At 59.3% G+C, this 25,565-nt stretch carries 14 protein-coding genes; 5 read left to right on the forward strand and 9 right to left on the reverse strand.

Annotated features, from left to right (window positions below):
• Window positions 1–28: 28 nt before the first annotated feature.
• Window positions 29–1,480 (forward strand): NAD-dependent succinate-semialdehyde dehydrogenase, encoded by a 1,452-nt coding sequence (locus NAP1_RS08435; RefSeq protein WP_007164852.1) that lies wholly within the window; start codon window positions 29–31, stop codon window positions 1,478–1,480.
• A gap of 374 nt (window positions 1,481–1,854) precedes the next feature.
• Here NAP1_RS08435 and NAP1_RS08440 read toward each other — a convergent pair whose 3' ends face one another.
• The 7 genes from NAP1_RS08440 to NAP1_RS08470 form a co-directional block, all read right to left on the reverse strand.
• Complete coding sequence (locus tag NAP1_RS08440; protein ID WP_007164853.1) at window positions 1,855–3,054, reverse strand: alpha-hydroxy-acid oxidizing protein; 1,200 nt, start codon at window positions 3,052–3,054, stop codon at window positions 1,855–1,857.
• A 59-nt stretch (window positions 3,055–3,113) separates the two neighbouring features.
• Window positions 3,114–3,467, reverse strand: coding sequence for a thiol-disulfide oxidoreductase DCC family protein (locus tag NAP1_RS08445; protein WP_007164854.1), 354 nt, complete (start codon window positions 3,465–3,467; stop codon window positions 3,114–3,116).
• Between the two features lie 82 nt (window positions 3,468–3,549).
• A complete protein-coding gene (locus tag NAP1_RS08450) occupies window positions 3,550–4,344 on the reverse strand; it encodes a hypothetical protein (RefSeq protein WP_007164855.1) in 795 nt (264 codons plus the stop codon).
• On the reverse strand, window positions 4,331–6,439 hold the full coding sequence (locus NAP1_RS08455; protein WP_007164856.1) for an adenylate/guanylate cyclase domain-containing protein: 2,109 nt from the start codon (window positions 6,437–6,439) through the stop codon (window positions 4,331–4,333). Before NAP1_RS08455 ends, NAP1_RS08450 begins: the two co-directional genes overlap by 14 nt.
• Window positions 6,440–6,541: 102 nt before the next feature.
• Window positions 6,542–9,604, reverse strand: coding sequence for a CHAT domain-containing protein (locus NAP1_RS08460; RefSeq protein ID WP_083776330.1), 3,063 nt, complete (start codon window positions 9,602–9,604; stop codon window positions 6,542–6,544).
• A complete protein-coding gene (locus tag NAP1_RS08465) occupies window positions 9,597–18,143 on the reverse strand; it encodes a hypothetical protein (protein WP_007164858.1) in 8,547 nt (2,848 codons plus the stop codon). Before NAP1_RS08465 ends, NAP1_RS08460 begins: the two co-directional genes overlap by 8 nt.
• 1 nt (window position 18,144) lies before the next feature.
• The gene (locus NAP1_RS08470; protein WP_241761200.1) at window positions 18,145–19,908 is read right to left on the reverse strand and encodes a ShlB/FhaC/HecB family hemolysin secretion/activation protein; all 1,764 of its coding nucleotides are present in this window, start codon (window positions 19,906–19,908) and stop codon (window positions 18,145–18,147) included.
• A gap of 505 nt (window positions 19,909–20,413) precedes the next feature.
• On the opposite strand from NAP1_RS08470, the gene NAP1_RS08475 reads away from it, so the two are divergent.
• The 3 genes from NAP1_RS08475 to NAP1_RS08485 are packed head-to-tail and all read left to right on the forward strand — an operon-like array spanning window position 20,414 to window position 23,918.
• Window positions 20,414–20,866, forward strand: a complete 453-nt coding sequence (locus tag NAP1_RS08475) for an STAS domain-containing protein (RefSeq protein ID WP_241761201.1) — start codon at window positions 20,414–20,416, stop codon at window positions 20,864–20,866.
• 21 nt (window positions 20,867–20,887) lie between these two features.
• Window positions 20,888–21,853 (forward strand): MBL fold metallo-hydrolase, encoded by a 966-nt coding sequence (locus tag NAP1_RS08480; protein ID WP_007164861.1) that lies wholly within the window; start codon window positions 20,888–20,890, stop codon window positions 21,851–21,853.
• Between the two features lie 49 nt (window positions 21,854–21,902).
• A complete protein-coding gene (locus NAP1_RS08485) occupies window positions 21,903–23,918 on the forward strand; it encodes a CHASE2 domain-containing protein (protein WP_007164862.1) in 2,016 nt (671 codons plus the stop codon).
• A gap of 25 nt (window positions 23,919–23,943) precedes the next feature.
• Here the strand turns inward: NAP1_RS08485 and NAP1_RS08490 are convergent, their stop codons facing one another.
• Window positions 23,944–24,666, reverse strand: coding sequence for an OmpA family protein (locus NAP1_RS08490; RefSeq protein ID WP_007164863.1), 723 nt, complete (start codon window positions 24,664–24,666; stop codon window positions 23,944–23,946).
• Window positions 24,666–25,100, reverse strand: coding sequence for a FecR domain-containing protein (locus tag NAP1_RS08495; protein WP_007164864.1), 435 nt, complete (start codon window positions 25,098–25,100; stop codon window positions 24,666–24,668). Before NAP1_RS08495 ends, NAP1_RS08490 begins: the two co-directional genes overlap by 1 nt.
• A gap of 37 nt (window positions 25,101–25,137) precedes the next feature.
• Here NAP1_RS08495 and NAP1_RS08500 point away from each other — a divergent pair, with 37 nt between their 5' ends.
• On the forward strand, window positions 25,138–25,551 hold the full coding sequence (locus NAP1_RS08500) for an ATP-binding protein (protein WP_007164865.1): 414 nt from the start codon (window positions 25,138–25,140) through the stop codon (window positions 25,549–25,551).
• The last annotated feature ends 14 nt before the right edge of the window (window positions 25,552–25,565 follow it).

Here is a 25,565-nt window from a genome sequence, read left to right on the forward strand (position 1 = left end):
TGCGCAAGAGACAAGCAGGAGACACCGCATGACCGCCTACCCTCAAGTGAAGATGCTGATCGCCGGAAACTGGGTCGCCGAGGGCGGTGATGGCGAAATGCCGATCGTGAACCCTGCAAACGAAGAGCGGATCGGCAGCGCTCCGAAGGCTTCGAAGGCGCAACTTGATGCCGCGCTCGCAGCGGCCGATGCTGGGTTTCAACTGTGGAGCAACACCCCTGCAATCGAGCGCTTTCGCGTCATCCGCCGCGCCGCCGAACTTCTACGCGAGCGGGCCGAGGGTATCGCACGTGTCATGACGCTCGAGATGGGCAAGCCCCATGCTCAGGCCCTGGGTGAAACCACCGGGGCTGCAGACCTCATCGACTTCCTTGGAGAAGAGGCCAAGCGCCAAGGCGGCCGCCTAGTGCCGGTGCGCTCGCACAACTTGCTCGAACAGCGCGTGACGCAGGAGCCGGTCGGCCCGGCAGTGCTGCTTACGCCGTGGAACTTCCCAATCAACCTGCCTGCCAAGAAGATCGCAGGCGCGCTCGCCGCAGGGTGTTCCGCGATTCTCAAGCCTGCTGAAACGACCCCTGCTTGCGCGCAGATGCTGACCGAGTGCTTCATGGATGCAGGCCTTCCCGAGGGCGTGCTCAACCTCGTCTGCGGCGACCCGGCGATGATCAGCGAACACCTGATAGCCTCGCCCATCACCCGAAAGGTAAGCTTCACCGGTTCCACCGCAGTCGGCAAGCAGTTGGGCGCACTGGCAGCCCAGGGGATGAAGCGCTTCACCCCCGAGCTCGGTGGCCATGCGCCTGTTGTAATCGGTGAGAGCGCGGACTTCGACCGCACGGTTGCCGCTTGCGCAGCGACCAAGTTCCGCAATGCCGGGCAGGTTTGCGTTTCGCCCACGCGCTTCCTCGTGGCGCGCGGCATCTACGACAAGTTTGTAGCCGAGTTCTCCGCTCGCTCGCAGAAGCTCAAGATTGGCGATGCTAGCCAGGATGACAGTGTCGAGATGGGCCCGCTCGCCCATGCAGGACGCGTCGCGGCCATGCAGGATTTGATGGGATCGATGGGCGGCGATCAGGGAGAAATCGTCAGTGGCGGTACGGCTTTGGATCGTCCCGGACACTTCTTCGAGCCGACCATCATCGCCTCTCCATCACCCGAGAGCCGTCTGATGACCGAGGAGCCTTTCGGTCCCGTTGCCGGTATCGTTCCTTACGATGACATCGAAGAAGCGGTGCGGATTGCGAACTCGCTGCGTTATGGACTTGCGGCTTACGCTTTCACCGCCAGCCTCGACGAGAGCCATTATCTCGGCAAGTCGTTGCGCGCTGGCATGGTCGCAATCAATCACTTCGCGGTTGGCTCACCAGAGACGCCATTCGGCGGAATCGGCGATAGCGGCTTTGGTTCGGAAAGCGGCGTCGAAGGCTATCTGGGCTATACGGAAACCAAGTTGGTCACAGTCGCCAAATCGGCGCCGTAATCGCGTTTGCGGCGTGCGTGGTACTGTTGCTGCGGGTAGCTTAGCGTCGACCCACGAGGCGTGAGAAAACCGACATCCAACCTCTACGTCGCGGCATAGGACGAATGCGTCCGTAACGTGCGCGGCGAGATAGCTCGTCTCCGAAGCAGACGGTCCGGCCCAAAGTATCTGGGCCCGACGAGATGATTGTCGGTCGTTCCATGTATCGCGGTCCCCGAGTCGCGTTGTTGTCTTTCCGTAAGGTAACACGGTTCTGTGGAAAACTCAGTCCGAATTTGACCGATTCGGAGATTCCTTCGCCTCGCCCGTCAAGTGCTCTGAATTCTATCGCAGCTGCAATAACTTGCGAGTGTGGCATTTGCGACCAACGGTGACTAACCTGTGCGCCGGGCCCCGGCTTCCCGGACCGCTTCGAGAGTTGGGTAGCCATTCACCGCCATCAACAGGTCCGCCTCGGCAAGGATCGAACGAAGGACCCAGGCAGCGCCTTTGTCGCCGCCGATCGCCAAGCCATAAGTATACGGACGCCCAACCCCAACAGCGGTCGCGCCAAGTGCGATAGCCTTGATCGCATCGGTGCCAGAGCGAATTCCGCTGTCGAAAAGCACCGGCAGATCGCCCGAAGCCGCAACAACATCGGGCAGCAGATCGATCGTCGAAATCCCGCCATTGGCCTGCCGGCCGCCATGGTTGGAGCAGTAAATCGCATCGGCCCCATGATCGATGCCGCGCTTGGCATCGTCCGGATGACAGATGCCTTTCAGCACGATCGGTAGGTCGGTCACCGATTTGAAGAACTCCATGTCCTCCCATGTCAGGACCTGTCCGAAAATCCCCGCGAACAGCATGATCGCTGCCCTCGGATCCTCCTCCGGCGGCTTGTCCAACATCGAGCGGAAGACCGGATCGGAAAAGTAATTGTGCAGCACCTTCCCGCGCAGTTGCGGGAAGTTGGAGGCATTGAGATCGCGCGGTCGCCAACCGGTGAGCCACGTGTCGAGCGTTACCACGATCGCCTTCGCGCCGGACTTCTCAGCGCGCTGGATTAGGCTCGTCGCCAGTTCGCGATTGCGCGGAGTGTAAAGCTGGAACATCGCAGGGGTGTCGCCGCATGCCGGGAAGACGTCCTCCATCGGGTCATTCGAAAGTGTCGAGACGCAAAAGGGAACGCCCGTCATCGCCGAAGCGCGGGCCGCGGCCATGTCGCCATGCCGGTCCTGCGTCGCCTCTCCATTGAGGCCGATCGGAGCCATGAAAAGCGGAGTCGGAAGGTCCATTCCGAAAAGGTTGATCGACAAGTCGCGCTCGGTGCAGTCGACCATCATGCGCGGGACCATGCCCCAATGGTGAAACGCACTCGCATTGGTATCCTGCGTATGCTCGTCCCCGCATCCCCCGGCAACATAGTTGGTGAGCATGGGGCCAAGCGCCTCGTGCGCGCGCGCTTCCAATGTTGCGAAATCGACCGGATAATCAGGCAGGATACCCTGTAATCCGGCGTTGTAGATCTCGTTCTGCATTCCGCCGAAATTGTGCCCGGAATTGCTCATCGCGTCGTCCTCTCCCATGCGCATTCTGTTTGGGCACAGGAGAGACGATCAGGTGGGCAGCGGCAAGTGTTTTCGTGCGGCTGTCAGCTGGCGAGCTTTTGCAGGCGCGGCCGGACCTTAAGGAATGCTTTGTATAGCCTTTCAAGCATACCTAGCACCGTCCGGTTGCGGGCGACCAATCCGAGCGGTCGCAGAACAGGGATTGCACGCCACATTGCGGCAAAAGCGGCGGCACCGCTCACGATCGCTCCATCTTCCTCGGCATGAAATCGCGCAAGCAATTCACTTTGGTCGACAGGGCAGGACGGGTCACCTTCGCCAGCAACATCGACGAAATGGATGGCGTCCTTGCGGTCGAGCCTGCGCATAAATGCAATCTCACGCCGACAAAGCGGGCAGTCGCCGTCGAACCAGACTTTCACAGGCTTGTCATTCATGACTCCAAATACGCGAAAGGGCCGCGCTTGGACGCAGCCCTTCCATCGTGACGGGCCCATTAAGGCTTCGTCCCGCTGTTGGTTAGCGCGAGGCTTCGGCCTCGGCCACATCACCCAGCAGCGCAAGCTGAGTGGTGCAGCCACGCTCGGCAAGCGCCTGAGCAACCTGAATTCCGGTGCGCGCGTCCTGCGGCATGAGAGCGAAAGACACATTGATTGTCGACGCCGCTTGCTGACCAGCTGCCGGATCTTCCGCCATTGCGTCTCCGCCCTCCATCATCGGCGATGTCGGACCGCTGATTGTGAAAGAAGCGCCGCTGGACAGAGTAAGCCCTGCCGGATCAAGTGCGCGAATGGCTTCGGTTCCCGCGAAGGTCACATCGAGCGAATTTGCACTGGTGGCGTTGGTAACGGTGTAGGTCGCCGCATCTCCTGCGGTCGGGCGCCACAGACGCACGCGCTCAAAATCGTAGAGGCAGGTCGTGCCCTCAGACGTCACGTCGACAAGCCACAGGTTGGGACGACGTGGCTTGCCCTCGCCGGCGCTCCGCACGGCCCCGGTGCGTGACCGCGACGATGCGTTACGGCGTGTGAGGTTTGAAAAGCGCGCTCGCTGGCGGGTTGCCCCCTCGCCCACGCGGAACGTGCCCGGTCCCTGCATGACCTTCGTGCCATCATCGGTAAGCACGGTGATCTTGTCGCCTGCACGCAAAGTAATTGTGGCGCTGTCAGCGACCTGGCGCCCCACCGGGTAGCTGCCGGCTGAAGGACCAGAAGATTTCACCACCACGCCGGCGCTTGCAACGCCGGGAACCGAGAGTACCGCGCCCGCAAGCGCGAGACCCGCAAGGCGGGCCTTAAATTTATCCGAGAACATATGCTCCCCCATCATTCAAATTTCGAATGCGATTGCTGTAGTTTTGTAGCGCCAAATCGTCAGGATGGCCAGCAAGCACTTCGTCAACAAGTTTAGCTGCTAATTCAGGATCAGTGTCTGAAACCTGAACGGCTTCTTCAAGCTTTCGGCGGTCCTCTTCCGGGAACCCGGGCTTCGGGTGATAGATATCGACCGGCTGCGCACGGCCTCGCAGGACGATACGGCCCATCGGGACCCACCAATCCGGATTGGATTTCTCGATGAACTCTCGGCTCGCTGAAACGTTGGAATTCAGAGGCTTGTTCGCCGCCTCAAGTCGAGCGGCGGTGTTCATCGAGTCGCCAAGCGCGGTGTATTGAATGCGCATGTCTCCGCCGAAGTTTCCGACAACCGCCTCACCGAAATGCAACCCGACCCGGGTCTTGCCGATTTTTGGAAGATTTGGATCCATCGCGGCGACTTCGGCTCGGAAATCCTCGCCCGCTTTCCACATCGCATATCCGGCTTCGAGAGCGCGCTGCGCGTCATCGGGTCTCGCGATAGGCGCGCCCCAGAATGCAACAACCGCGTCGCCAACATATTTGTCGATCACACCGCCGTGCTGAAGCACCACGTTGCTGAGCATCTCGAGATAGCGGTTGAGCAATTTCGCGACCATCTCCGGCTGAATGGCGTGGCTCATCTTGGTGAAGCCCTCAAGGTCGCTGAACAGGACGAAAATCTCGCGCTTCTCACCGCCGAGCGAGAGTAGCTCTGGCTCATCGATGATCTGCTGAGCGATATCCTTTGGAATGTATTTCCCGAGCGCACCCTGCGCAAAACTGCGTTGGGCGGCCCCAGCTGACCTGGCGGCCGCGGTCACAGCCGTAAACGCCACGATCCAGGCGACCAGCCAACCCACCGCGGGAAGGCCATAGGTGTCGATATTCTGAAAATGCAACACGAACGGAATGCCTATGAATAACGCTGCGAGGCCGAAAAGGAGCGGCACAAGTTTCTTCGCAGGCCATTCCAGCAGCGCTGTCAGGACAGCGGTGGATACGACGAGGATAGCCATCACCCACAGCGCCCAGACGGGGACTTGTGCCAAGCGCTTGCCATCGAGCATCTGAGCGATCAGCTCACCATGCACCGACAATCCGGCAGGCTCGAAACCGGTCCAGGCATAGAGCGAGGTCACCACGCGGTCGTAATCAAGAATGTCGCCGCCGATCAGGACATACTTGCCCTCAATCTGTTGAGCCACGAACTCGGCGACTGCCGGATCCATGTCGAGGAACAGTTCGATCGAGAGCGACTGGAACAATGGCTCTTCGACAACCGAATCCGCCGCCACCTCGCCCTCACCTCCTTCAAAGTCGGCGCGCAGTGGACGGCGATATTCGATCGCACCTTCATACCCTTCAAACGCCTCATAAGGGCCACCTGCATCTTCGAGCATGGCACGCCCCAGAAGCGGAGGAAGTGTCGGTACGATATCGGGCCAGACGCGGGTCGCACCAAATTCATCGTCTAGCCGGATGCTCGCGCGTCTTGCGTTCGTCCCGCCTTCCTCGATTGCTGCCATGAAATCATCGAGAAACAGCTGTTGCTCGAAAGCGATGTCAGCCTCGTTGGTGGCGACGGTAGCGTAGGCGACTGAAGTAGGCGTTTCCATGCCGCGTAGCGTTTCGATAAGGTCGATGTCCTCGGCCTGAGGTTGGTCGAACAGAATATCGATCCCGATTGCCTTTGCGCCCATGCCGTCAAGGTTGCGCAATGCCTCGGCGATTGCACCGCGCGGCAAGGGGGATCGCTTCTCAAGATTGATCAGCGCCTGATCGTTGAAAACGACCAGAATGATGCGTTCGTCCTGCTCAACGAGGTCCGCTGACAGGTAGGCGCGCGTGTCGTAGAGCGCTCGCTCGGCATCGTTGGTGATTGGAGTGGGCTCTTCCCCACCAGGCAAAACCCAGCTGTAGCGCGCGATGAATAACGCAAGCAGCACCAACAGCACGGTCGAGACAAGTTGAACAGTGCCGGCCTCGCGCACGCTGCGCCAGCCTTTGGCGATAAAGCCGCCGCGCTTGTTCGTCGTGTCGGATTCTTCGGTCATTGCCCGCCCCTAATATCACGGCGCAACAAAGCCGGATTGCATGGCGCGCGCAAGCCCGGCGCCATGCGTATTCCCACTAATCAGTGCCGCTTACCAAAGCGTTTAGCGAGTGACCTGGACCGAGCCGTCGCCAACGACCGCAAAGGCCGACCAATAGAAGGGGTGCGACGTTTCGAGATCGTCCATTAGCCCCAGCTGCGAGCGACGTAGCGCCTCTGCAGTTTCGGTGCCGTTGCCTTCGAAGAGGCCCGAGATGAGCCGCTTGGTCGCATCAAAATCATCGGGCACCGGCCAGTGGCTGGCGAGAACGGTACGACCGCCTGCCCCAACAAAGGCGCGGACCAAGCCATCGAGTGCAAAGTCACCGCCCGAGGTAATCCCAGCCTCAAGCGTCGCGCCCACCGTTGCGCTGCCGGCGGTATCGCAAGCGGAGAGGATCACAAGATCGGCGTCAATGCGGAGGCCGAAAATCTCGGCAAACGTCAAAAGCCCATCAGAGTTGTCATCTCCGAATGAAGTAAGCAGCGCAGGGCGCGGTGGACATTCGGGCTGAGGCGCTGTCACAAGGCCGTGCGTTGCAAAGTGCAGGATACGATAGTCTGCGAGGTCCTCGCGGCTCTTGATGCGGGTGTCGGTGAAGACATCCTTTGTCAGCACATCGGCTCGCGCGGCATCTTCGCCGCCAAACCGGTTGGCAGCATCGTACAACTCTTCCGATGAAATCGGGTTCGACCAGATGGCTTCTGACCACAGACAATTGTCCCCGCCGGCAAGGGCCGATCGCGTGCCCGTTGAAACTGTGGGCGTATCACTGATCGGCGTGTTCTCACCAAGACCGAGATACGCCTTGCTTGCGGTGCTGCTTGGAGCAGCGCGAACGTCACGGAATGCGGTTGGAGCAACTGCGGTGGAGATCTGGGAATTGCGTCCCAGCCAAGCCACTCCGCGGAAGTCGAATTCGTCGCCTTCGGGTCCGGCAAGCTGCTCATTGTAGCGTTCAACGCTTTCATCATCCGTGACGAGCAGGTTGATCGGCAGCTTGAGCATGGCGCCATCGGGTTCAAATACGATGTGTTTTTTGCTGGGCAAGCGATCGGCGACTGGAGAAAACAGGCGCTTGTACAGATCGCGCGATGTCTCAAGTTCAAACGGCAAGGTCAGAACCTGCCCCCCTTCGGCAATCGCAATACTCTCACGCAGCCTTAGCACAATATCGTCAAGCTCGGCCGGTGTCGCATCAATCCGGTAAGCTAGAGCCTCTGCCGGAGTGATGTAGATCATGAACGCCTCTTCATCGAGCGCGATCATTTTGACATAAGCCTCATCGTCCCGCAGAATTTCCTGCATACCCGCAAGGTTGATCGCTCCGCTCGAAACCGCCCGGAAACGAGGATATTCGGCGAGCTTCTGGAGCACCTCGGCTTGCTGTTCGAGTAGCGACTCAAGGCGGGTCTCGCGCTCGGCCAGAACTCCTGCTGCCTGCGGGTTGACCTGAGCCTCACCTTCGATCTCGACAATCGATGCCCTAAGGCGCTGGATCGATCGGCCAAGGTTCACGCTGCGGCGGAACAGAAGCGATGCCTCGTCGCTGCCACCCGACAGTTCGCGCGCGAGCACGGCCTGTGTCTGGGCGAGGCCCGGACGAAGAAGCAGCTGGCTTGCAGAGAACATGTCATCAGCCGCCGAGGCACTTGCTCCGTCGGCCAGCAGAAGTCCGAAGTAGTTGGACATATAACTGCGCAGCGATGGAGCGGGACGCCCCTCTGCCTCCGAAACGATTTCGCGATAGAGATCGATGGCTTCGCTTTCACGACCGTTGCGCGAATAGAAACCCGCAAGCTGGGCCTGCGCGCTGTAGAGCGCGGGAGAATCGGGATAAGCGAAGGAAAGCAACGAGATGCCCTGCTGATGCAGCAGCTCGGCATCGCCGCCTCGCCCAGACGCTTCTGCAAGTTCGGCCAGTTCGCCAAGAACCTGTGCACGAAGCCAGACGATCGACGCAATGCGTCCATCGCGCACTTCAGCAAGCGTTGTGTTGGCACGGTTAAGGTTGTTGGTCGCTGCGGCGTTGTTGCCGACAAGGCGCAATCCGGTCGCCCGCAGGTAGTCTGCCTGGCCATCAAGCAATTGAGCACGCTCAAGCGGGGTCAACGATTGCGACAATGTGGCCCCACCAACGCTCTCGCTCTCAGCCGCGAGACGGCGTGCCATTGCTGGCCCGATCTGCAAGCTACGCAGAGCATTCGTATCGCTGAATTCGGTTTCGAGAGGTCGGTTGAGAATTTCGATAGCGCGGCCAGGTTCACCCTGGTTGAGCGCGTCGATGGCCTCGTAATTTCGCAGCAACCGAGCCAGCACAGGGCTGGTCGTCGCAATCGGCCGGGTCTGGTCAAACCGGCGCTTAGCCTCGGCAAAATTGCCAAGGTTGGATTGGAGCAGTCCTTCGTTCAGTCGCGCCTCGGCTTCGCCGTTCCCGCTGAGGACTTCAGCGGAAGCAGAGAAGAACTCCGCCGCTTCGGCAAACTCGCCCGCATTGGCGCGGCGATAGGCTTCGACAAGCGCCTGATCTGCGGTGATGGATTCCGCCTGCTGACGAATGAAGGCGAGCGAATCCGTTGTCTGTGTGAGCGGAATATCGACCGTGCCTGGAACGATCTGGTCGGTGGCGAGCGACGCCACGCCGAGCTCAAGCGCCGTACCGTAGGCCGATAGGCCAGTTGCGGCATAAGTGCGATTGCCAACTTCTCCGACCAGAAGTTCGGTACGGATGATGCTGCCCTCGCGGCTACAGATCAGTCGTTTGCCATCCGTAAGCCCTGTCGGCATCTCGGCTGCTTCGCGCTCGACGCAATTCGCTCCGGGTCCGATGAAACGGGTCGCCGCCTCGTCGGCCAACCGTCCACGCACAACCCAAAGCGTTCCGATCGATGCCGCAGCATCGCGGCAAAGAACGTTGTATTTGCGGTCGAACAATCCCGCCCCGGCTTCTGGCGCCTGAATCTGCGCTTCGCACAAACCATTCGAGCCTACGGGAAAGGTGTCGCGCAGGCTGATCGAACGCTGTTGGGCGGTCTGAGTGGTGCCGGGGACCGCCCAAAGAGCGGCTGCCCCCACAGCTACTGCGCTGCAAATCGAAAGGAGTGATTTCAATGGCTTGTTAGTCATTTGGATTGCCTTCCACTTGGACATTGCCACTAGCACCCTGACCGTAAAGCGAGCTGTCGCCGCCCGATGCGACCGGATCTTCGATGTCTGATTCCTCTTCAAGCTCTTCGGATTCCAACAAGCCAGGGAAGTCGATGCCGAACTCGTCATTGCTTTCCTGCTCAGTCACAACCACTGGCTGAGCCGCCTGGATTGGCGCTGCTACAACCGCCGGATTGTTGACCGGAGGCGCTTCCTCGATTGGCGGAGGCGGAGGCGGAGGCGGAGGAGGTGGCGGCGTCGGTGTTTCACCAACATCACAGCCATTGAGGATGCTGCAATTGTTGAACATCGCCGCCTCGGCAAAGCGCGATGCCAGCGTCTGAGGATCGCCGAAGTTCACCTCGTCAAAGAAGGCATTGCCGGTAATCCGTCCGCCATCGCTGGTGACACGGCTGCCATAAGCAAAGACGTTGATTGGATCGCCGGTGCCCGGACCAGAAACGCTGTCGGCCCCCCGTACTTCAAAAAAGAAGAACGGTGTGCGATCGCCAAAGTCAGTCTCGCCCGTGCCTTGGAACGGATCGTTGATGTTATCGCCCGCAAAGTTCGGGAAGACCGATACCGATGCGGTGTAGTCGCCCGGCGGAACCGTCAGTTCGAGCAGCGTGTCGAAACGCGAGCCGGTGACCGGATCGGCCGGTACCCCGTCGCCGTCATCGTTCTGGCCGATGAGGTCGCCGTTGGGGCCGAACAGTGCAAGGATCGGGTCAAAGCCGCCTGCTGGTACTTCTGTTCCATCACCTGCGGTGCCGCCAGCATAGCTGAAGGTGCGCAGGGTCACGTTCGACGAATCCGCGACTGTGAACTCGAAGAACAGAACCTCGTCAGGAGTGCTCAAAGTGCCCGAGAAGGTGAACACCTCCTGCCCGCTCAGTGTGATCGTCGAGGTCAGTTGTCCGATAATCAGACCACCATCGCCAACAAGAATACCGCCCGGCACTTCGTTGGTGCCGGTATTCTGGATGAGGATGTTCTCACCGGCGACAACCGCAACCGAATTGGCCCGGATGTATCCATCCGCATCAAGCGTACCGTCATTGCTGTTCAGAGCGTCAGCAAGCCCTGCAAATTGAGGGTCCTCCGCGATCTGGGCAGCAAGGTCGGCGACTGCAGCGACAATTGTCTGCGACGACAAGCTCAGCGATCCGGCCAGGCTTTCATCAGGGCCGGTGATGCTTATGCCACCGGTTGGAATGATCACCTCAAGGGTTTCGCCAGCGTTGATGCGCAATTGATCGGTTGCTGCTGCGCTGATCATTCGGACCTGCCCGGCGACGCGGATTGCGCCAGGGGTCGAGATCGATAGGCTCGACACACCTTCCTCAAGCGAGCCGAACACCGTGATGTCGCCGATCAAAATGTCGGGAAGCGAACCACTTTGTCCGGTGACTATCGGCGCAGTGAACGAAGCTGTTCCCGCATCGATCCGCGCGGCCTCGGCCTGGCTCAAAGTGTAGCCAAACGTGGCCGAGGGATCAGGCGACGGAAGCTCACCAAGAAGCGCAGTCGCGTCCTCATTCGTCGACACCAGGTTGAAGCTGTTCCCGCCAATGCGTGAGCCTTCGTTGATCTCGATATCGTTTGAGGACAGCAGGACCGTTGCGCCGCCGAAGCTGATGAAATCATCGTTATCGCCGAAGAAGCGCAGCGTGCCGTCGGTGAAGATATCGATATCGGCGCTCGGCGAAGAGACGCTCGGCCCGCCGATGATGCTGTTGTTGGCGGTCCTCACCTCAAAATTGTCGAACACATCGATGAACAGGTCATTCGAGACCTGGATATCGCCGCCAGTCGCGATCAGTGCCGACGGGCCCTGTTCGCCGGGCAACGCATCGCCTAGCGCAGTTCCGCGAAGGTTTTGAGTGACCAGTCGGCCATTGAGGACCCGCACCGTGAACTGCCCAACCTCATTGGCTGGCTCTCCGCTGCCATCGATCGAACCGCCGGTCGCGTTCACGTCGATATCGACATTGCCGACATTGACGATCGAAGCGCCGGGCACTTCCTGGCTTCCGACCTGCAGTGTAGCGAAACCGCCATTCGCATCGTCGCCCGGCGATGTCGTGCCGGCAGCGCTGAGATTGAGACTGCTCAGCTGAGCGTTGGTCTCACCAATGAATGTTGCGCGAACATCGCCCCCGCCGACGTCGCCGCCTTCGGTGTCGAGCACTGGTTCGCCAGTCACGGGATCGATCGGCACAGTGCCGGTTGAGTTCGCCGAAAGCGAAAGTGCTCCGCCTGACACTTGCGATCCGCTGACGAACAGGTTGGCGCTGCCCCCGCTGGAGAAGCCAACCGTGCCTCCTCCAAGACCGCCAGTACCATCCGCACTGATCGTGAGCGAGGCGCCAAAGTCGACATCAGAATTCACGATGTCGAGATCAACGCGTCCGCCTTCGCCGTCGCCACCTTCGACAAGACCGCGGCCGCCAAGTCCATCGGCGGTGATCGAACTGGAGCCGGTGAGGTTCACCGTCGAACCGTCAATGCTGATGTCGATCTGACCGCCCTCGCCCGAACCGCCGTCAGCGGTGGGGTCGTTGTCGTCATCACCGCTGTCACCCCCGATTCCGTTGGCAGAGAACATCAGGCCAGCGACATTCAGGATCGAATCGACAAGACTAAGATCGATCGTCCCGCTGCTAGCGTTGCCGGGATTACCGGCTCCTCCGGTGGCGGTGGCGCTTAGTGATAGAAGCCCTGCCTGAGTCATGCTGCCAGCGATCGAAACAGTCGACCCGGTGAGAGTGAGGTCTACGTTTCCTCCGGTTGCATCACCGCCAAACACGCCCGTCCCACCGATGGCGTTTGCCGAGAAGGAATTGAGCGTACCAGGGATGGTTATTGGCGTCTGCTGACCGGATGGGTCGAAGTTAAAGCCGGTCGTGTCCGGTTGGGTCGCCAACTGCAAGTCAGAACCACTGATGTCGACCGTGATAGTGCCGCCCGTGGCTGATCCGCCTTGACCGATCATTGCATCAGATGCCGATCCGCCGACTGCATCCGCATTCACGAGAATCGCACCGCCACCCGTGATATCGGTGCCTGAGATTGCTACGGTTACATTTGCACCTGTGGCATTTCCTCCTGCCTCAATTCCGGCACCGCCAGTCGTGGGGCCTGAGATGAGGAGTTCGGCAATGCCATCAGCGTTAGCAACAAAGTTGATGACGCTGTCCGTGACATTGACGGAAGCCTCGCCTCCCGTCGCATCACCGCCAATTGAGCCTGTCCCACCAGCATTCTGAACCGGCACGATATTGCGACCGACCAGATTGAGCGTCGAGTTCTCAACCAAGAGCGAGGCGCTCCCACCTGAGCCGTTACCGCCGGTCCCTGAACCGGACCCGGCGCCACCTTGGCCGCCGCTCGTCCCGGCGAACAATTCTATGGTGAGTTCGCCGCCATTGGTTACAGTTACATCGCGAACGCCTCCGGTCGCATCTCCCCCCGACACGTCAAAGCCGTTGTCGAACAACTGCCCCCCGATGCTGAAGACCGATAGGAATACCCGCCCTGCATCGACGGTGCCACCGTCGACTTCGACGAGGCCGAGGCCGCCGAAACCGGCACCACCCGTGCCACCATCAACCCTTGCTTCGCCTCCGAAGCCTCGTGCCGTAATTGCATTGCCAAATGGCGCGGCGGGATCGGAGGAGAGGCTAATCGAACCCCCGTTTACTGCAGACAGGATTGATTCACCGCCCGATCCGGTACCGCCTATGCCTGTTCCTCCGGTTGCAATGCCGCCTTGGCCATTTGCTCCGAGGATCGAGCTAGCCGAGCTACCACCCATGTTTTCATTTGCATTGAGAACAGTAACTTGGCTGCCAGAATCGGTGCTGATCAGCTCGGCAAGACCGCCAACACCCGCACCGCCAGCGGTGGCATCGCCAGACCCACCAGTGCCGTTTGCAGCGACCAGAAGGCTTCCGATCGAGATGGTGCCACCTGCTTGAGCCTGTACGAAAGATCTCCCGCCGGTTCCGACACCGCCTGTGAAATCAACACCGCCGTCGCCGCCGAAGCCGTCAGCAACAACTCGCGCATTCCCAGCAATGTCACCAGTACCCGCGCTAGCTGTGAACACGGCAAGGTCAGCGACCCCGCCAGTGCCGTCCCCGCCATTTCCGTTGGCCGAAGAGCCGCCGAAGCCTGTCGAATCCACTGAAACATCGCCGGTGACTCTCGTAGTGCCACCCTGGAAGCCCATAAAGCTCTGGCCACCGATCCCGGCGCCGCCATCGCCGTTGAAGCCAAAACCGCCCTGACCGATAGCAAAGGCAGTCAAGCTATCGATATTGATCGTGCCGCCATCCGTGGTGTTGGTGAAGACGCCAACGCGCTCTCCGCCGGTGCCGGTGCCTCCGACACCGCCTTCGCCTCCGGTTCCGTTGCCTGATGCGAAGACATCAGTAGCGGTAAAGCTGCCACCTCGCGTAGACGCGAGTGCGCGATTGCCCGTGCCATTGCCGCCATTGCCTCGGGCGTCAGTCGTAGAGCCGCCAAATCCGCCTGTGCCGCCAATTCCGTTCGAAATTACAGCAACCGTGCCGAGTTGGATCGAACCGTTGCCAACCAGCGGCGAGGCATCGAGGAAGGAGACCGTGCCGACGTTGGCATCGCCGCCAAGACCGTCACCGCCGGTACCACCCGCTTGATCAGGACCACCATTGCCTCCAGCACCGCCAGTACCATCGGCGGCAATCGTGGAAGCCCCGGAGACGGTGATGAAACCATTGTCGCTTCCAGCCGCAATGCGGGCAAAGCTGACCTCGTTGTCATCGCCAGCCAGAACGAAGTCGAAGTTCCCGCCAAAGCCGTCACCGCCGCGACCGGCCGCGATCGTGTCGCCATCGCCATTGCCGCCGACACCGCCAAAGCCGTTCGAGAATGCGCCGGCTTCGCCGCCAATCGTCAGGCGCGCAGCAAGCGTCTCCGTGCCGATCGCTGCGATATTTGCCTGGCCAGCTTGGCCATCGCCCCCTCGTCCGCCCGCTCCGATAGCCGCACCACCGCGTGCGTCCGAATTGACGAAGAGATTGCCACCGACAGTCGCCTCGGCACCGCCTTCGACGATGAATGCGGCCATGCCAGCGAACGCATCGCCGCCGTCGAAGCCGACACCGCCCATGGCAAAGGCGAGCGTGTCATAGTCACCGGTAAGCTCGAAAACCGCACCGTTCTCAAGAAGCGTAACAGATTCGCCTGCAATGCCGGTGCCGCCTTTGCCGGTCCCGATATTGTTGCCGCCATTACCATCGGCCTGCATGTTGATGTCACCGTCGATGAAGACGGTGCTGAGGCCCTGGATCTCAATGCGAGAGTCGCCGCCTTCGGCTTCGGCCCCCAGCGTGCTCGAGAGGCCCGAGCCGGAAAAGCCGGTCGAATCCAGCCTGACATTGCCGTTGATGGTCAGCAGGTTGCCTTCGTCGACGAGTCCCTCCCCATCGACGCGAATATTGGCATCCCCACCGTTGCCCGATCCGCCTTCGCCAGTGGTGCTGCTTCCGCCGAACCCGAAGCCTTGGAGCAAAACGTCGCCATTGATGGTCAGCTCTCCGACATCGAAAACATCTATCGCAGCACCGCCACCGCTTCCAAGGCCTGAGGCAAGCGTGCCCGTGCCCCCGCGAGCGTCGGAAATCGCATTCAGCGAAGCAATCGTGGCCGAACCGCCAGCGCTGACAGACAGCACCGAATTGCCTCCCAGGCCATCACCACCAATGTTGCCAAAGCCGCCATCAGCGTCGGAAAGAAGCAAAACGTCGCCTGCGATCGCCGTGTCTGCGCGCGCGCTGAATACGGCATCACCGCCTTGGCCAGTTCCGCCGTCACCTGCAGTTGAGCTGGGTCCTGCCGCGCCGCCGTTTCCGCCGAATGCCGTGGCGTCGACCTCAATTGCGCCGAAACTGGCTGAACCAATGCCGATCGATCCGTCGCCGAGCAGGAATGCGAGACCAACCTGCGCAAGGCCGCCAAAAGCGTCACCGCCACGACCGCCCGCCTGCGAGGTAGCTCCAGCGCCTCCATTGCCGCCGGTGCCGGCAGCTTGTGCAATTGAGATGCCGCCCACAGAGATTGATCCGTTATCACCACCTGCAAGGATGAAAGCGCCATTGTTAGGTACGGCTTGCGGGTTTGCCTGATTGGGCGTCAGAAACTGTCCGCCTAGACCAATTCCGCCGTTGCCAGCCGGAGAATCGGACGTCGCGTCGCCACCGTTGCCACCCTCGCCATCGGCGCTGACGGTCGCATTACCTGAGATAGTAAGGCTTGCAGTGCCTGTGAGCGTACCGCTTGCTTGCAAAAACGCATTGCCGCCCTCTCCACGACCACCGTCGCCGCCCGAATTGACCGCACTTCCGCCGGAACCGATCGCAATGGCCTCTGCGTTTCCACCGACAGTGATCGTGCCGACGTCAACCCGTAAGCCCGCGAAGCCGCCGAAAGCGTCGCCGCCGCTGTCCCCTGAGCCACCAGTGGCGCGCGCGACGCCAAGGAAGTCGCCGCTAATGTCCAGTGTGCCGCCTTGGTCGAAGAAGACGTTCGCTCCACCACCACGCGCCTCACCCCCTTGACCGGCCTGATTGAAGCCGCCGAGCGCGCTAGCGTCCAGCGTGAGGTCACCATCGATGTTTATCGACCCAGTCGAACCGATGAATACGAGTGAGCTTCCGGCGGTTGCGCTTGCTCCGGGTCCGGAGATGTTGGAGTCACCTGCGCTCGCGAAAGTGCTGAGTTGGGCGCCGCCATTCAGATTGATCGTACTCGTATCGAGCGACTGAAGAATAGCCAAACCGCCGACGCCGTCCGACCCTGTCGAGGTGTCGGTCAGTGAGCCGTCCGCAGTGAAGAAGGTGCCCGCGCCTAAGAAGGCGAGACCATCGATAGTAACCTGCCCATTTCCGGTCGCAAAGATCTGAGCGGTTCCGCCTGTCAGCGTGCCTGCGGAAAGAATATCGTTAAAGATCGGGAGGATACCGCCTGTAGCGACGACATCGAGCTCGCCAGCGATGAACAAGTTTCCGTCGGTGGACGCAACTGTGGCGTCACCACCCGTAGCGGAACCCGCTTGCTGGAACTCAACATCAAACCCAGCAAATGCACTCGCACTGACTTCGACGTTGCCTCCGATTGAAAGGGTACCCCCGCCAAAGGCATCGATGAAGGCACTGCCGGCTTGCGCATCGATGAAAGAGGTATCTTGGAATGCTGCGCCTTCGAGCGCCAGATCATCAGCCGTAACAAGAACGTCACCGGTGATGGTGAAGTCCTGTCCGTTGCTGGCTGTCAGTTCGGAAAAATTGGCGCCAAGCATGAACAGATTGCCGTCGATGGAACTTGGGCCATTGAAGGCCGTGACCTGCACCTCTTCATTTGCCACGGCGAGGATGCTGCTACTGGCGGTAAAGTCAGTCAGAAAAACACTGCCAGCAACATCGCTAGAAGTGGCACGGTTCTCGAACAGCTGAGTGATATTGCCACTGACATTACCACCAGCGGCAGACCGTCCGCTCACATCATAGTTCGCCGACAGGATGATCTCACCATTCACAATCCCTGCGCTTGCAGCCGGCTGGAAACCCAGATTTCCGCTGAATAGAAGCGAAATAGGATCGGTTTGCGCTGCGGCTACAGCGTAGATCAGGTGGTTGTCGCCGGTAACGCCTGTGCTCGACGGACCTCCGACGTCACCATCGAAGACGATCGCGTTTCCGACAGTCGTGCCGGTCGGAATCTGGATGTCGAACAGGCCGTTCGAGACGGTGATGTTGACCGCCTCACCAGCCACATAGGCCTGGCTGCCGTTGATATCCGAGGTGCCGAACATCTGGATTTCTGCGGCGGTAACAGCAAAGAAGGAATTCTCTGCGCTCGCGGTGATTATAGCACCGGGATTAATCTGGACTCTGGCGGTCGTCGGCGTGCCACCCATCTGCAACTGCCCGCCGTTCAGCGCGAAATTGTCAAAGCTAGCGAGGTCGATGTCGAGCGTCGTCAGAATCAGATTCCCGACGTCGAAAAGGGCATTGTCGCCGATCAGGAGACCTGTGGGCGAATAAAACGCGACGGTGCCGCCAGGACCGATAGGGAGCCCCTGCCCATCGATAATCTGCGAAATGACGGTGCCGTCAATCACCGCAATGTTGCCATTGGTGGACGGCAGAATCCGGTTCAGGACCGCAAACTCGCCAAGCAGTTGATCGCCGTCATTCTGGAAGGTTACATCGTTGCCGTTAGGCAGGAAGTCGAGCGCGTTTCCAGCGTTGTCCTGATCAGGAGTCCAGTCGATCACCGCAGTCGGCGTGCCGAGGATGATAACCTCGCTGCCGGTTGCGGTGAACACGCGCCCGACATCACCTGAGACGATCGTCTCTGTCGCCTGGATCGCCTGAGCGCTTGCCTGGTTCGGCGCCGCCAACATTCCCATGGCCATTGCAGCGGAGCCGCAGCCGATCAGAAGTTTCGAGCGGTTATGGTTCAGATGAGCCATCTTAGTATCTCCACGGGAAAAGTCGGGCGGTTACGCTGAACATGAAGCGGACGTCGCCGCGTTGTATCGCGAGGTCCGGGCGTTCGAGCGGGACCGCGACAAATGCGTCAGCCTGGATCTTGGAGCCCCATGCAGCACGCACGCCGCCGCCAGCTGACCAGAGGCGATCGGGATTGAGCGGCCTGCGGCTGGGATCTTCGTTCCAGGCATAGGCAACGTCAGTGAAAACGTATGGCTGGTAAGCGACCTCTTCCGGCCCGGCGGGTGCGAGCGTGCCGTAGCTGACCTCAAACGAAGCCGCGACGCCGCTGTCGCCAAGGACGGCGCCCGGATCGTATCCACGACCAATCGAGAAGCTGCCTGCTGCGAACTCTTCGAATGCTGGAAGCGGATCGTCGGAATACTGTGCAAACGTCTCCAACGAGAAGGTCACCATGGGGTCAGGACGAAACTCCAGTGCTCCGTCATACCGGAACAGCAGCGGCTCGGGATCAGCCTCGATCCTGCTTGGCGGAATTGAGCCACCGGTGGTGCAAGCGAGCGGGTTCGCTCTGCAATCGGGGCTAGTCTCGAAAACGTCGAGTCCCTTGCGCACTTCGAAGCCCCAGCGATAACGCCAGCGCGGCTCAAACGGCGAGTAGCCATCGATCCGCCGCACGCTGCGCTCATCGGTGCGTTCACCAGAAATCCTGGCGAACAACGTGCGCACGCGATCGGTCGACAAGGCAAAGTTGTTGACGTCGACTTCCTGGTTGACGAGATCGAAACCGCCCGCAGCAAAGATGCTCGACCGGCGCGAACGCTGGAGTGGATAGGTCGCGAAAATGCCAGCGAGGAAAGTCTCTGAATCAACGTCAAAGTTCGGAAGGCCGACATCAGGATTGGTCACACTGTAGGTGAGATTCATTCCGAGCCGCAGACCTTCTCCGCCCACGGCAAAATCGTGACCGAACTGGTACGTTTGTTGCTCGGTAAACTCTAGCGTTGAATAGGCAGCAACCGACGTTCGATCACCCAGCCCGGTGATGTCATAAACCTCGCCGCGGACGAGGCCACCAAAGCGCCCGATGGCCTTCGAGCCGAAATTCTGAACGTTCAGATCGATGACCCCGCGCTGGCGCACGACAGCGATTTCACCCAACAGGTCCCCAGGCGCTCCGCCCGCAGCAGGGCGCAGCGAGAGTCGCACCGCGACGCCGGGGAGGTCGTCAGCAAGCAATAGATATCGCTCCGCCTCCTGGGTGTTGAAGACAGGCTCGTCCGTAAGTTTTTCGAGATATGCGGCGACAAGCCCTTCGGATGGCCCCGCATCGCCGCGGACGCGAACGCCTGTCAGCCTGCCGAACACCACTCCGAAATCGGCGACACCGTCGCTGAGATTCTGTTCCGGAATCTCGACGGTAGCCAGGTAACCCTGTGAGCGAAGGATCGAATTGGCCTGTGCGCGGATATCGCACAAAACCGCAAGCGGGAGTTCACGGCCAAGATAGCCGTCATAGGCATCTTGAAGCGAGAGGCCGGGAACTTTCTCTAGGCCAGAAAACTGAACGCCTGAGAGCGTTAGCGTAATCTCGGAATATTCCTCGCGATCGAGCACACAGGGTGAGCGTTCTAAATCACCGTCGATCGTCAGCGTGACGCTTCGATCTTCACGGCGAAGCTCTGGAGGCGTCAATTGGTTTCGTGCTGGAGGGGTCGTGACCGGAGGCAGTTGCGCACCTGGCGCCGTTTGAGCCGATGCAGCCTCGAACGGAGCGAGCGCCATTGCGGCGATTGCAAATGACGAAATCGAGCCGGCAATCGTTCCGCGCCTTAGCCCGCTTTTCACCGCGTCATTCAAAGACTCAGGACCAGCATCCGATGAAAACCGAACGCAATTCGACAATTGATCAAGTGTTGACAAACGTGCCCCCATCTTTGCCCCCATTCAGCGCTCGAAAGCGCCTCGAAGCAGATATTGCGCTTCGACGAACTCGCGAAATAGGCCTGAAACGACTTTTGTCTTTCATCAGGCATCGCAGTTGGGCGACCCGTTTGTTCCCTTAGTGATACCGCGTTCCGTCCTGAAAACAAGGGTATGAGAAGTGATAGGTGGGTGCAGATGTGAAGTTGTCGCGTTTTCACAAGGATAAGCGGACACAAGCGCTGGTGCGCCGCGGCGTGCGCCCTTCGAAGCGCACGGAATAGCCCTGCAATAGGAGAAAATTTACTTTCTGCTGATTGGGTGGCGAGGCCCCCCAATCCAGGTCGCAAAACAAGGCAGAAAAATCGTGCAGAACATCGCCGCAATATCGCCAGTCCTAGGTGCGTATGATGCAAGCCACACGCGCAGGCGTGCGGCATTTGGCAATCCGGTTAAGCCACGCTATGCAACTCGTATGACAGGCGCAGAACTCGACTGGAAAACCGAAGAACGCGGTAGTGCGCTTATTATCGCACCTTCAGGACGGGTCGACGAATCGACCGCGGACAACTTCAAAACCAACCTGATCGAACACGTGAAGGCGGCGCCAGCCAACGCCGTTATCGACCTTGCAGGTATCGACTATATGTCGTCGCGCGGCCTTCGCGCCCTGACCCTTGCCCAGCGTGCTGGTCAGGAAACTGACACGACAATCGTGCTTGCCAGACCGAACGAAACCATGCGAGAAATTCTCGCGATAAGTCGCTACGACATGGTTTTCCGAGTTGCTGACACGATCGAGGACGCAATCGGACACTAAAATGCATAAGGGGGGGAATTTATGCATATCCGGTTTTGGGGGACGCGCGGGTCGCTGCCGGTTGCTCCTCACGCCTCCACGATAACTGACAAGGTCGCCGACGCACTCCTCAAAGCAAATGGCAAGAGCTTCGAGGATAAAGAAGCCGCGATTGAATTCGCTCGTGACGAGCTCGAATTCGCTGTTGGCCAAAGCTATGGCGGTGCGACAAGCTGCGTGGAAGTTGATGCCGGCAACGGTGCCTTCGTAGTTTGCGACATGGGTTCAGGACTGCGAGAATTCGGTCTCGATACCTTGCGGCGACTATCCGACGGCAACCGCCCAAAAGAATGGCATTTCTTTCTGTCACACCTTCACTGGGACCACATCATGGGGTTCCCTTTCTTCGTCCCTGCCTTTGTCGATGGGGCGAAGGTCATTATCCATGCTGGCCATGCCGACGCCGAAGAGGCACTGCGTCGTCAACAGGAAGAGATTTCCTTTCCGGTTCCCTTCGACTGGCTGAAGGCGGATATCGAGTTCCGCACGCTTGAGACCGAACGCGAATACCAGATCGGCGAGCTGACCGTGGCAATGATCCGGCAGGAACATTCGCATGCAAGCTATGGCTATCGCTTCAAGAGCGCAGATGGGCGTGTTGCGATCTATTCCACCGATGCCGAGTACAAGATCGACAAGATGGAAGACGAATCCGCCATGGCCGACTTCATGGCCGATGCGGACTTGGTCATCGCCGATACGATGTACTCGCTCGCCGACAGTGTCTCCATGAAAGAGGACTGGGGCCATTCCTCGAACATCGTAGCGGTCGATCTTTGTCACGAAGCGCGCGCGAAGAGACTGGCGCTCTTCCATCATGAGCCGACATACAGCGATGCTGATATTCAGCGCATGCATTCCGAGACCATTCGCTACGAAGAACTGACCCGCAACGACACCGAACTCGAAGTTCTGTGCTCTTACGACGGACTCTGTGTCGAACTCTAAATCCGGCAATCCGCAAAGCAGCGCCCGCCGCCTAGCGGTAGTGGCGGTGATGATAGGCGCGCTCATCGGCTCGCTCATCACATGGATCGGCCAGGATTTTGAACGCCGGCTTGTGTTCGACGCCTGGCAAAGGGCGGATGCGCGCGAACTGATGGACGATCAAGTTGTCGTTGTAATGATCGATGACAATTCGATTGCCGCTTACGGTCAATGGCCGTGGACACGTTTCAACGTTGCCAAGCTCCTGTTCAAAATGACCCAAGCGCAGCCTTCTGCTATTGGGATCGACATCTACTTCTTGAAAGAGGACCCCAACAGGCCAGACGCTTTTGTCGAGAATTACCTCGATACTGAAATCGACTCATCGCTCAAAAGCCAAATCACGTCTCTGCCAAATTTCGACGATTTTTTGAGTGATATTATCGCGTCACCTCAATCGCCAAGCGTCCTTGCGCGCGTGGCCGAACCGGAAGGTTCTCCACTGGGTGTTCCGGCGCAGGAAATGACATTCAACACAAGCGCGGTTGAAGGCGAACCGCCGCCGGGCACCTTGTCCCGACCAGAAGTTCTCGCAAGCATCAGCAAGTTTGATACGTCCGCGTTTTCTCAAGCATTCGTCAACGGTCCGCCTGACGACGACGGCATTCTGCGCCGGGTGCCATTAGCAGTGAGAGCTGGAGGCAACATCGGAAACGGCTTTGCGGTCGAACTCGCTCGGATCAAGGCGGGCGGCGAACCTGTGCGGTGGGACGGTCGGACACTCAAAATGGGAAATCGGGCGATCCCGTCCGATGAGAGCGGCAGCCTGTTGTTCAAGATGTCCCCTTACGACGAAAAGTACGAGTCTAGGGTCATCCCCGCAGTCCAGATCATGAATTCTGAAGAGCCAGACGAAAGGCTGCGCGGAAAGGTCGTCATATTGGGTCTCGCGGCAACCGGCACATACGACATCGTGGCCACCCCTCATGGTTCAGAAATTCCAGGACCCGTCGTTCAGGCTCAGGCCGTCGACGCGATATTGAAGGGCGAATGGCTGGCCTACCCATCATCCTCGAAAGCACTTGAGGTGGCTGTTGCGATTGGATTGGTCGCGCTGCTTCTCGGTGCCAGCCTGACGTTCAACAATTGGCTTCTCGCTCCGGCGGCTGCAATCGGCCTGGCCTTGCCTGTCGGATCCTATCTTGCCTACGCGCAGGCAAACCTGCTTTTCGATCCCGCGCGGCCGCTCATTGTGGCCATCTTTGCGGCGTTGGGTCTGCTCCTCGCCCGCTACGCCATCGCGCTTCAGGAACTGGTCGCGCAGAGGATCAGAGAGGCCGAGCAAAAGAAGGAAAACGAGAATGCCCGCGACCTGCAATTGCGCATGGTTCCGAGCCCCGAAAGGCTCGCAGACCTCGGAAGACGGACAGAGATCGGCGCGAAACTAAGGCCTGCAAAATCGGTCGGCGGCGACTTCTATGACGCGTTCGAGTTGGAGGACGATCGCCTTCTTTTTCTCGTCGGCGATGTCAGCGGCAAGGGCTTGGGCGCTGCGTTGTTCATGGCCTTTTCCAAGACTGCGGCGAAGAGCAAGTTTCTCTCGCACGGCGCTCGATTGGACGATGCCGTTATTGCTCTCAATGACGAACTGTCTCGCGAAGAAGACGATGCAATGGACCTGACCCTCCTTGCAGGTGTTATCGATTGCGCCAGCGGAAAGGTCGAAATGGTCAATGCCGGGCATGAAAATCCGTTACGTGTCTACGCAGAAGGCAAAGTCGAGATGGTCAACCTCAGAGGCGGGCCAAGGCTTCGAAGTTTTGACGGGTTTCCCTATCAGATTGAAAGCGTGCAACTGGAGCAAGGCGATACCTTGGTCCTTATCAGTGATGGCGCTACCGATGCCGAGAACTTGCAAAAGGCACAGTTCGGTTTTGACGGCGTGATCAAGGCGCTCGAGGAACAGCAAGGCGCGAGCGCGGGTGCGCGGGTGCAATACCTAGCGGACAGGATCGCCCAGTTTGAAGGCGATGCCGATCCCGCCGATGATCTCACCATCTTCGCGCTTCGATATCTGGGCGAGTGACGCGAAGATCACTCGCCTAGAAGCTTCACCGAACGGTCACTGAGACAACCCGAAACTCCGAATCATCTACACGCCGACCATTGTGTTTGCGCAATGCTGCATACTGACCATTACCACGTGCAGAGATCTGAGCAGCTGTGATCGGAATTCCTGCCTGTTGCACCAAAGCCAGAACCTGATCTCTCACGCCGTTTGCGCGGTCTTGTGACAGATCCTGATTCCTCTGCTCAAGAACATCGTCGGGTGTTTCGGGTAAACCCGCAGAATCGGTAAAACCTTCGATAATCACGCGGAATTCCGGAAGGTCGGCTTCAGCTGGCGGTAGGTCAGGGTCCTCGCATTCAGATGCTGATAGGCCGCGATAGTAAACGCAATAGCTCACCAGATAGGCTTGAAGAAACGTCTGAAGTTTTCCCAGCTCTTCCGAATCTAGGGCCTCAGTGTTTCGAGCAAAAGTGAAGCTCTGCGCCGCAACGGGCAATGGCAGCCCTGCCATGACATCCGAGTGAACGTCACTTCGAGCGCTCAATTGCCTAACGGTCGGAGGCCGATCGCCGCGCAGTTGCGCCTGCTGGTTGGCCATGGTGATTGGTGTTGTTTCTCCATCTCCATGGATCACCACCACCGATCCCATTTCGCTGTTTGCGCTCCCCGGCGTTTCAGCCGGATCCAGCAGCGTTACACGTTCTTTGGAGGTTGCACATCCGGCAAGAACCAGCGCGCCCCCCAGCGCTAGTATAAGTCGCATCAGGCATCGACCTCTATGATGAAGTGGGTACCTGCTACTCCAAGGGTCGAAGAGCCTGCCCGAAAACGCATGTTCCCGGTCGACGAGAGCTGACCGGAATCAACCCCGACCTTGCCGCGCTCAACGTTCATTTCAGAAGCGCCAGTGCGGCGGGCACGATCAAAACTGTATCGCGAGATAATCATGCGACTGCCTGGAGCGACTGCGATACGAGTGTCATCGATGAAGGTAATTCCAACGCGTCCGCTGCGGGTAGTTTCCACAATATCGCCTTCGAATAACTGAAGGCCCGATGTGGCTTGTATCCGGTCACCAGCCCGAATGATGTTGACCCCTTCAGAGGTCACATTCTTGACGCGCCCGATCTCATTCGCAAACGCAGGTTGCGCTACCATGGCAAGCAGGGCAGCAACCAAGAGCCAAATTTTTTGCATATCTTCCCTCCATCGGAGTCTGTGTTAGCATACAATTATGGATCAAAGGAGACGCTTTTCTGCTTTTGTGGCCGCAGGTCACGATCCGCGTCCCTCGATCCTGGATGCGATTGAGTTTGCACGCGAGTTCATGAACCAGACCGGACTTTGTGAGCGTACCGTGGTCAAGGTCTCGATCATCGTAGAAGAGCTTGTTTCCAACGCTCTTCGACATGGCGGTGGGGACTGCGATGTTTCCTTGTGGATGTCCCTTTCCCGATCTGGCGATGCGGTCGTGCTCGAGGTCGAAGATGACGGAGCTTCGTTCAATCTCGCCAAAGCGCCCGCATTCACTAGCCCTCACCCGCAGACTGGAGGCGGCATCGGCATTGCGATCGTCCGCGCCTGGGCGCAGGACATGGTCTACGCAAGGCGCGGCAACCACAATGTGCTCAGCCTCAAGATCGGTTGATCTGCGCGTTGCGG

The organism is Erythrobacter sp. NAP1 (assembly GCF_000152865.1).
Lineage (GTDB): Bacteria > Pseudomonadota > Alphaproteobacteria > Sphingomonadales > Sphingomonadaceae > Erythrobacter.

What these genes read in the sequence shown, in the direction of transcription:
- NAP1_RS08495 (WP_007164864.1), bottom strand. Translation starts at nt 25,100, where the DNA reads ATGCAAAAAATTTGGCTCTTGGTTGCTGCCCTGCTTGCCATGGTAGCG.
- NAP1_RS08465 (WP_007164858.1), bottom strand. Translation starts at nt 18,143, where the DNA reads ATGGCTCATCTGAACCATAACCGCTCGAAACTTCTGATCGGCTGCGGC.
- NAP1_RS08500 (WP_007164865.1), top strand. Translation starts at nt 25,138, where the DNA reads ATGGATCAAAGGAGACGCTTTTCTGCTTTTGTGGCCGCAGGTCACGAT.
- NAP1_RS08460 (WP_083776330.1), bottom strand. Translation starts at nt 9,604, where the DNA reads ATGACTAACAAGCCATTGAAATCACTCCTTTCGATTTGCAGCGCAGTA.
- NAP1_RS08440 (WP_007164853.1), bottom strand. Translation starts at nt 3,054, where the DNA reads ATGCGCATGGGAGAGGACGACGCGATGAGCAATTCCGGGCACAATTTC.
- NAP1_RS08455 (WP_007164856.1), bottom strand. Translation starts at nt 6,439, where the DNA reads ATGACCGAAGAATCCGACACGACGAACAAGCGCGGCGGCTTTATCGCC.
- NAP1_RS08480 (WP_007164861.1), top strand. Translation starts at nt 20,888, where the DNA reads ATGCATATCCGGTTTTGGGGGACGCGCGGGTCGCTGCCGGTTGCTCCT.
- NAP1_RS08485 (WP_007164862.1), top strand. Translation starts at nt 21,903, where the DNA reads ATGATAGGCGCGCTCATCGGCTCGCTCATCACATGGATCGGCCAGGAT.
- NAP1_RS08435 (WP_007164852.1), top strand. Translation starts at nt 29, where the DNA reads ATGACCGCCTACCCTCAAGTGAAGATGCTGATCGCCGGAAACTGGGTC.
- NAP1_RS08470 (WP_241761200.1), bottom strand. Translation starts at nt 19,908, where the DNA reads ATGGCGCTCGCTCCGTTCGAGGCTGCATCGGCTCAAACGGCGCCAGGT.
- NAP1_RS08450 (WP_007164855.1), bottom strand. Translation starts at nt 4,344, where the DNA reads ATGTTCTCGGATAAATTTAAGGCCCGCCTTGCGGGTCTCGCGCTTGCG.
- NAP1_RS08490 (WP_007164863.1), bottom strand. Translation starts at nt 24,666, where the DNA reads ATGCGACTTATACTAGCGCTGGGGGGCGCGCTGGTTCTTGCCGGATGT.
- NAP1_RS08445 (WP_007164854.1), bottom strand. Translation starts at nt 3,467, where the DNA reads ATGAATGACAAGCCTGTGAAAGTCTGGTTCGACGGCGACTGCCCGCTT.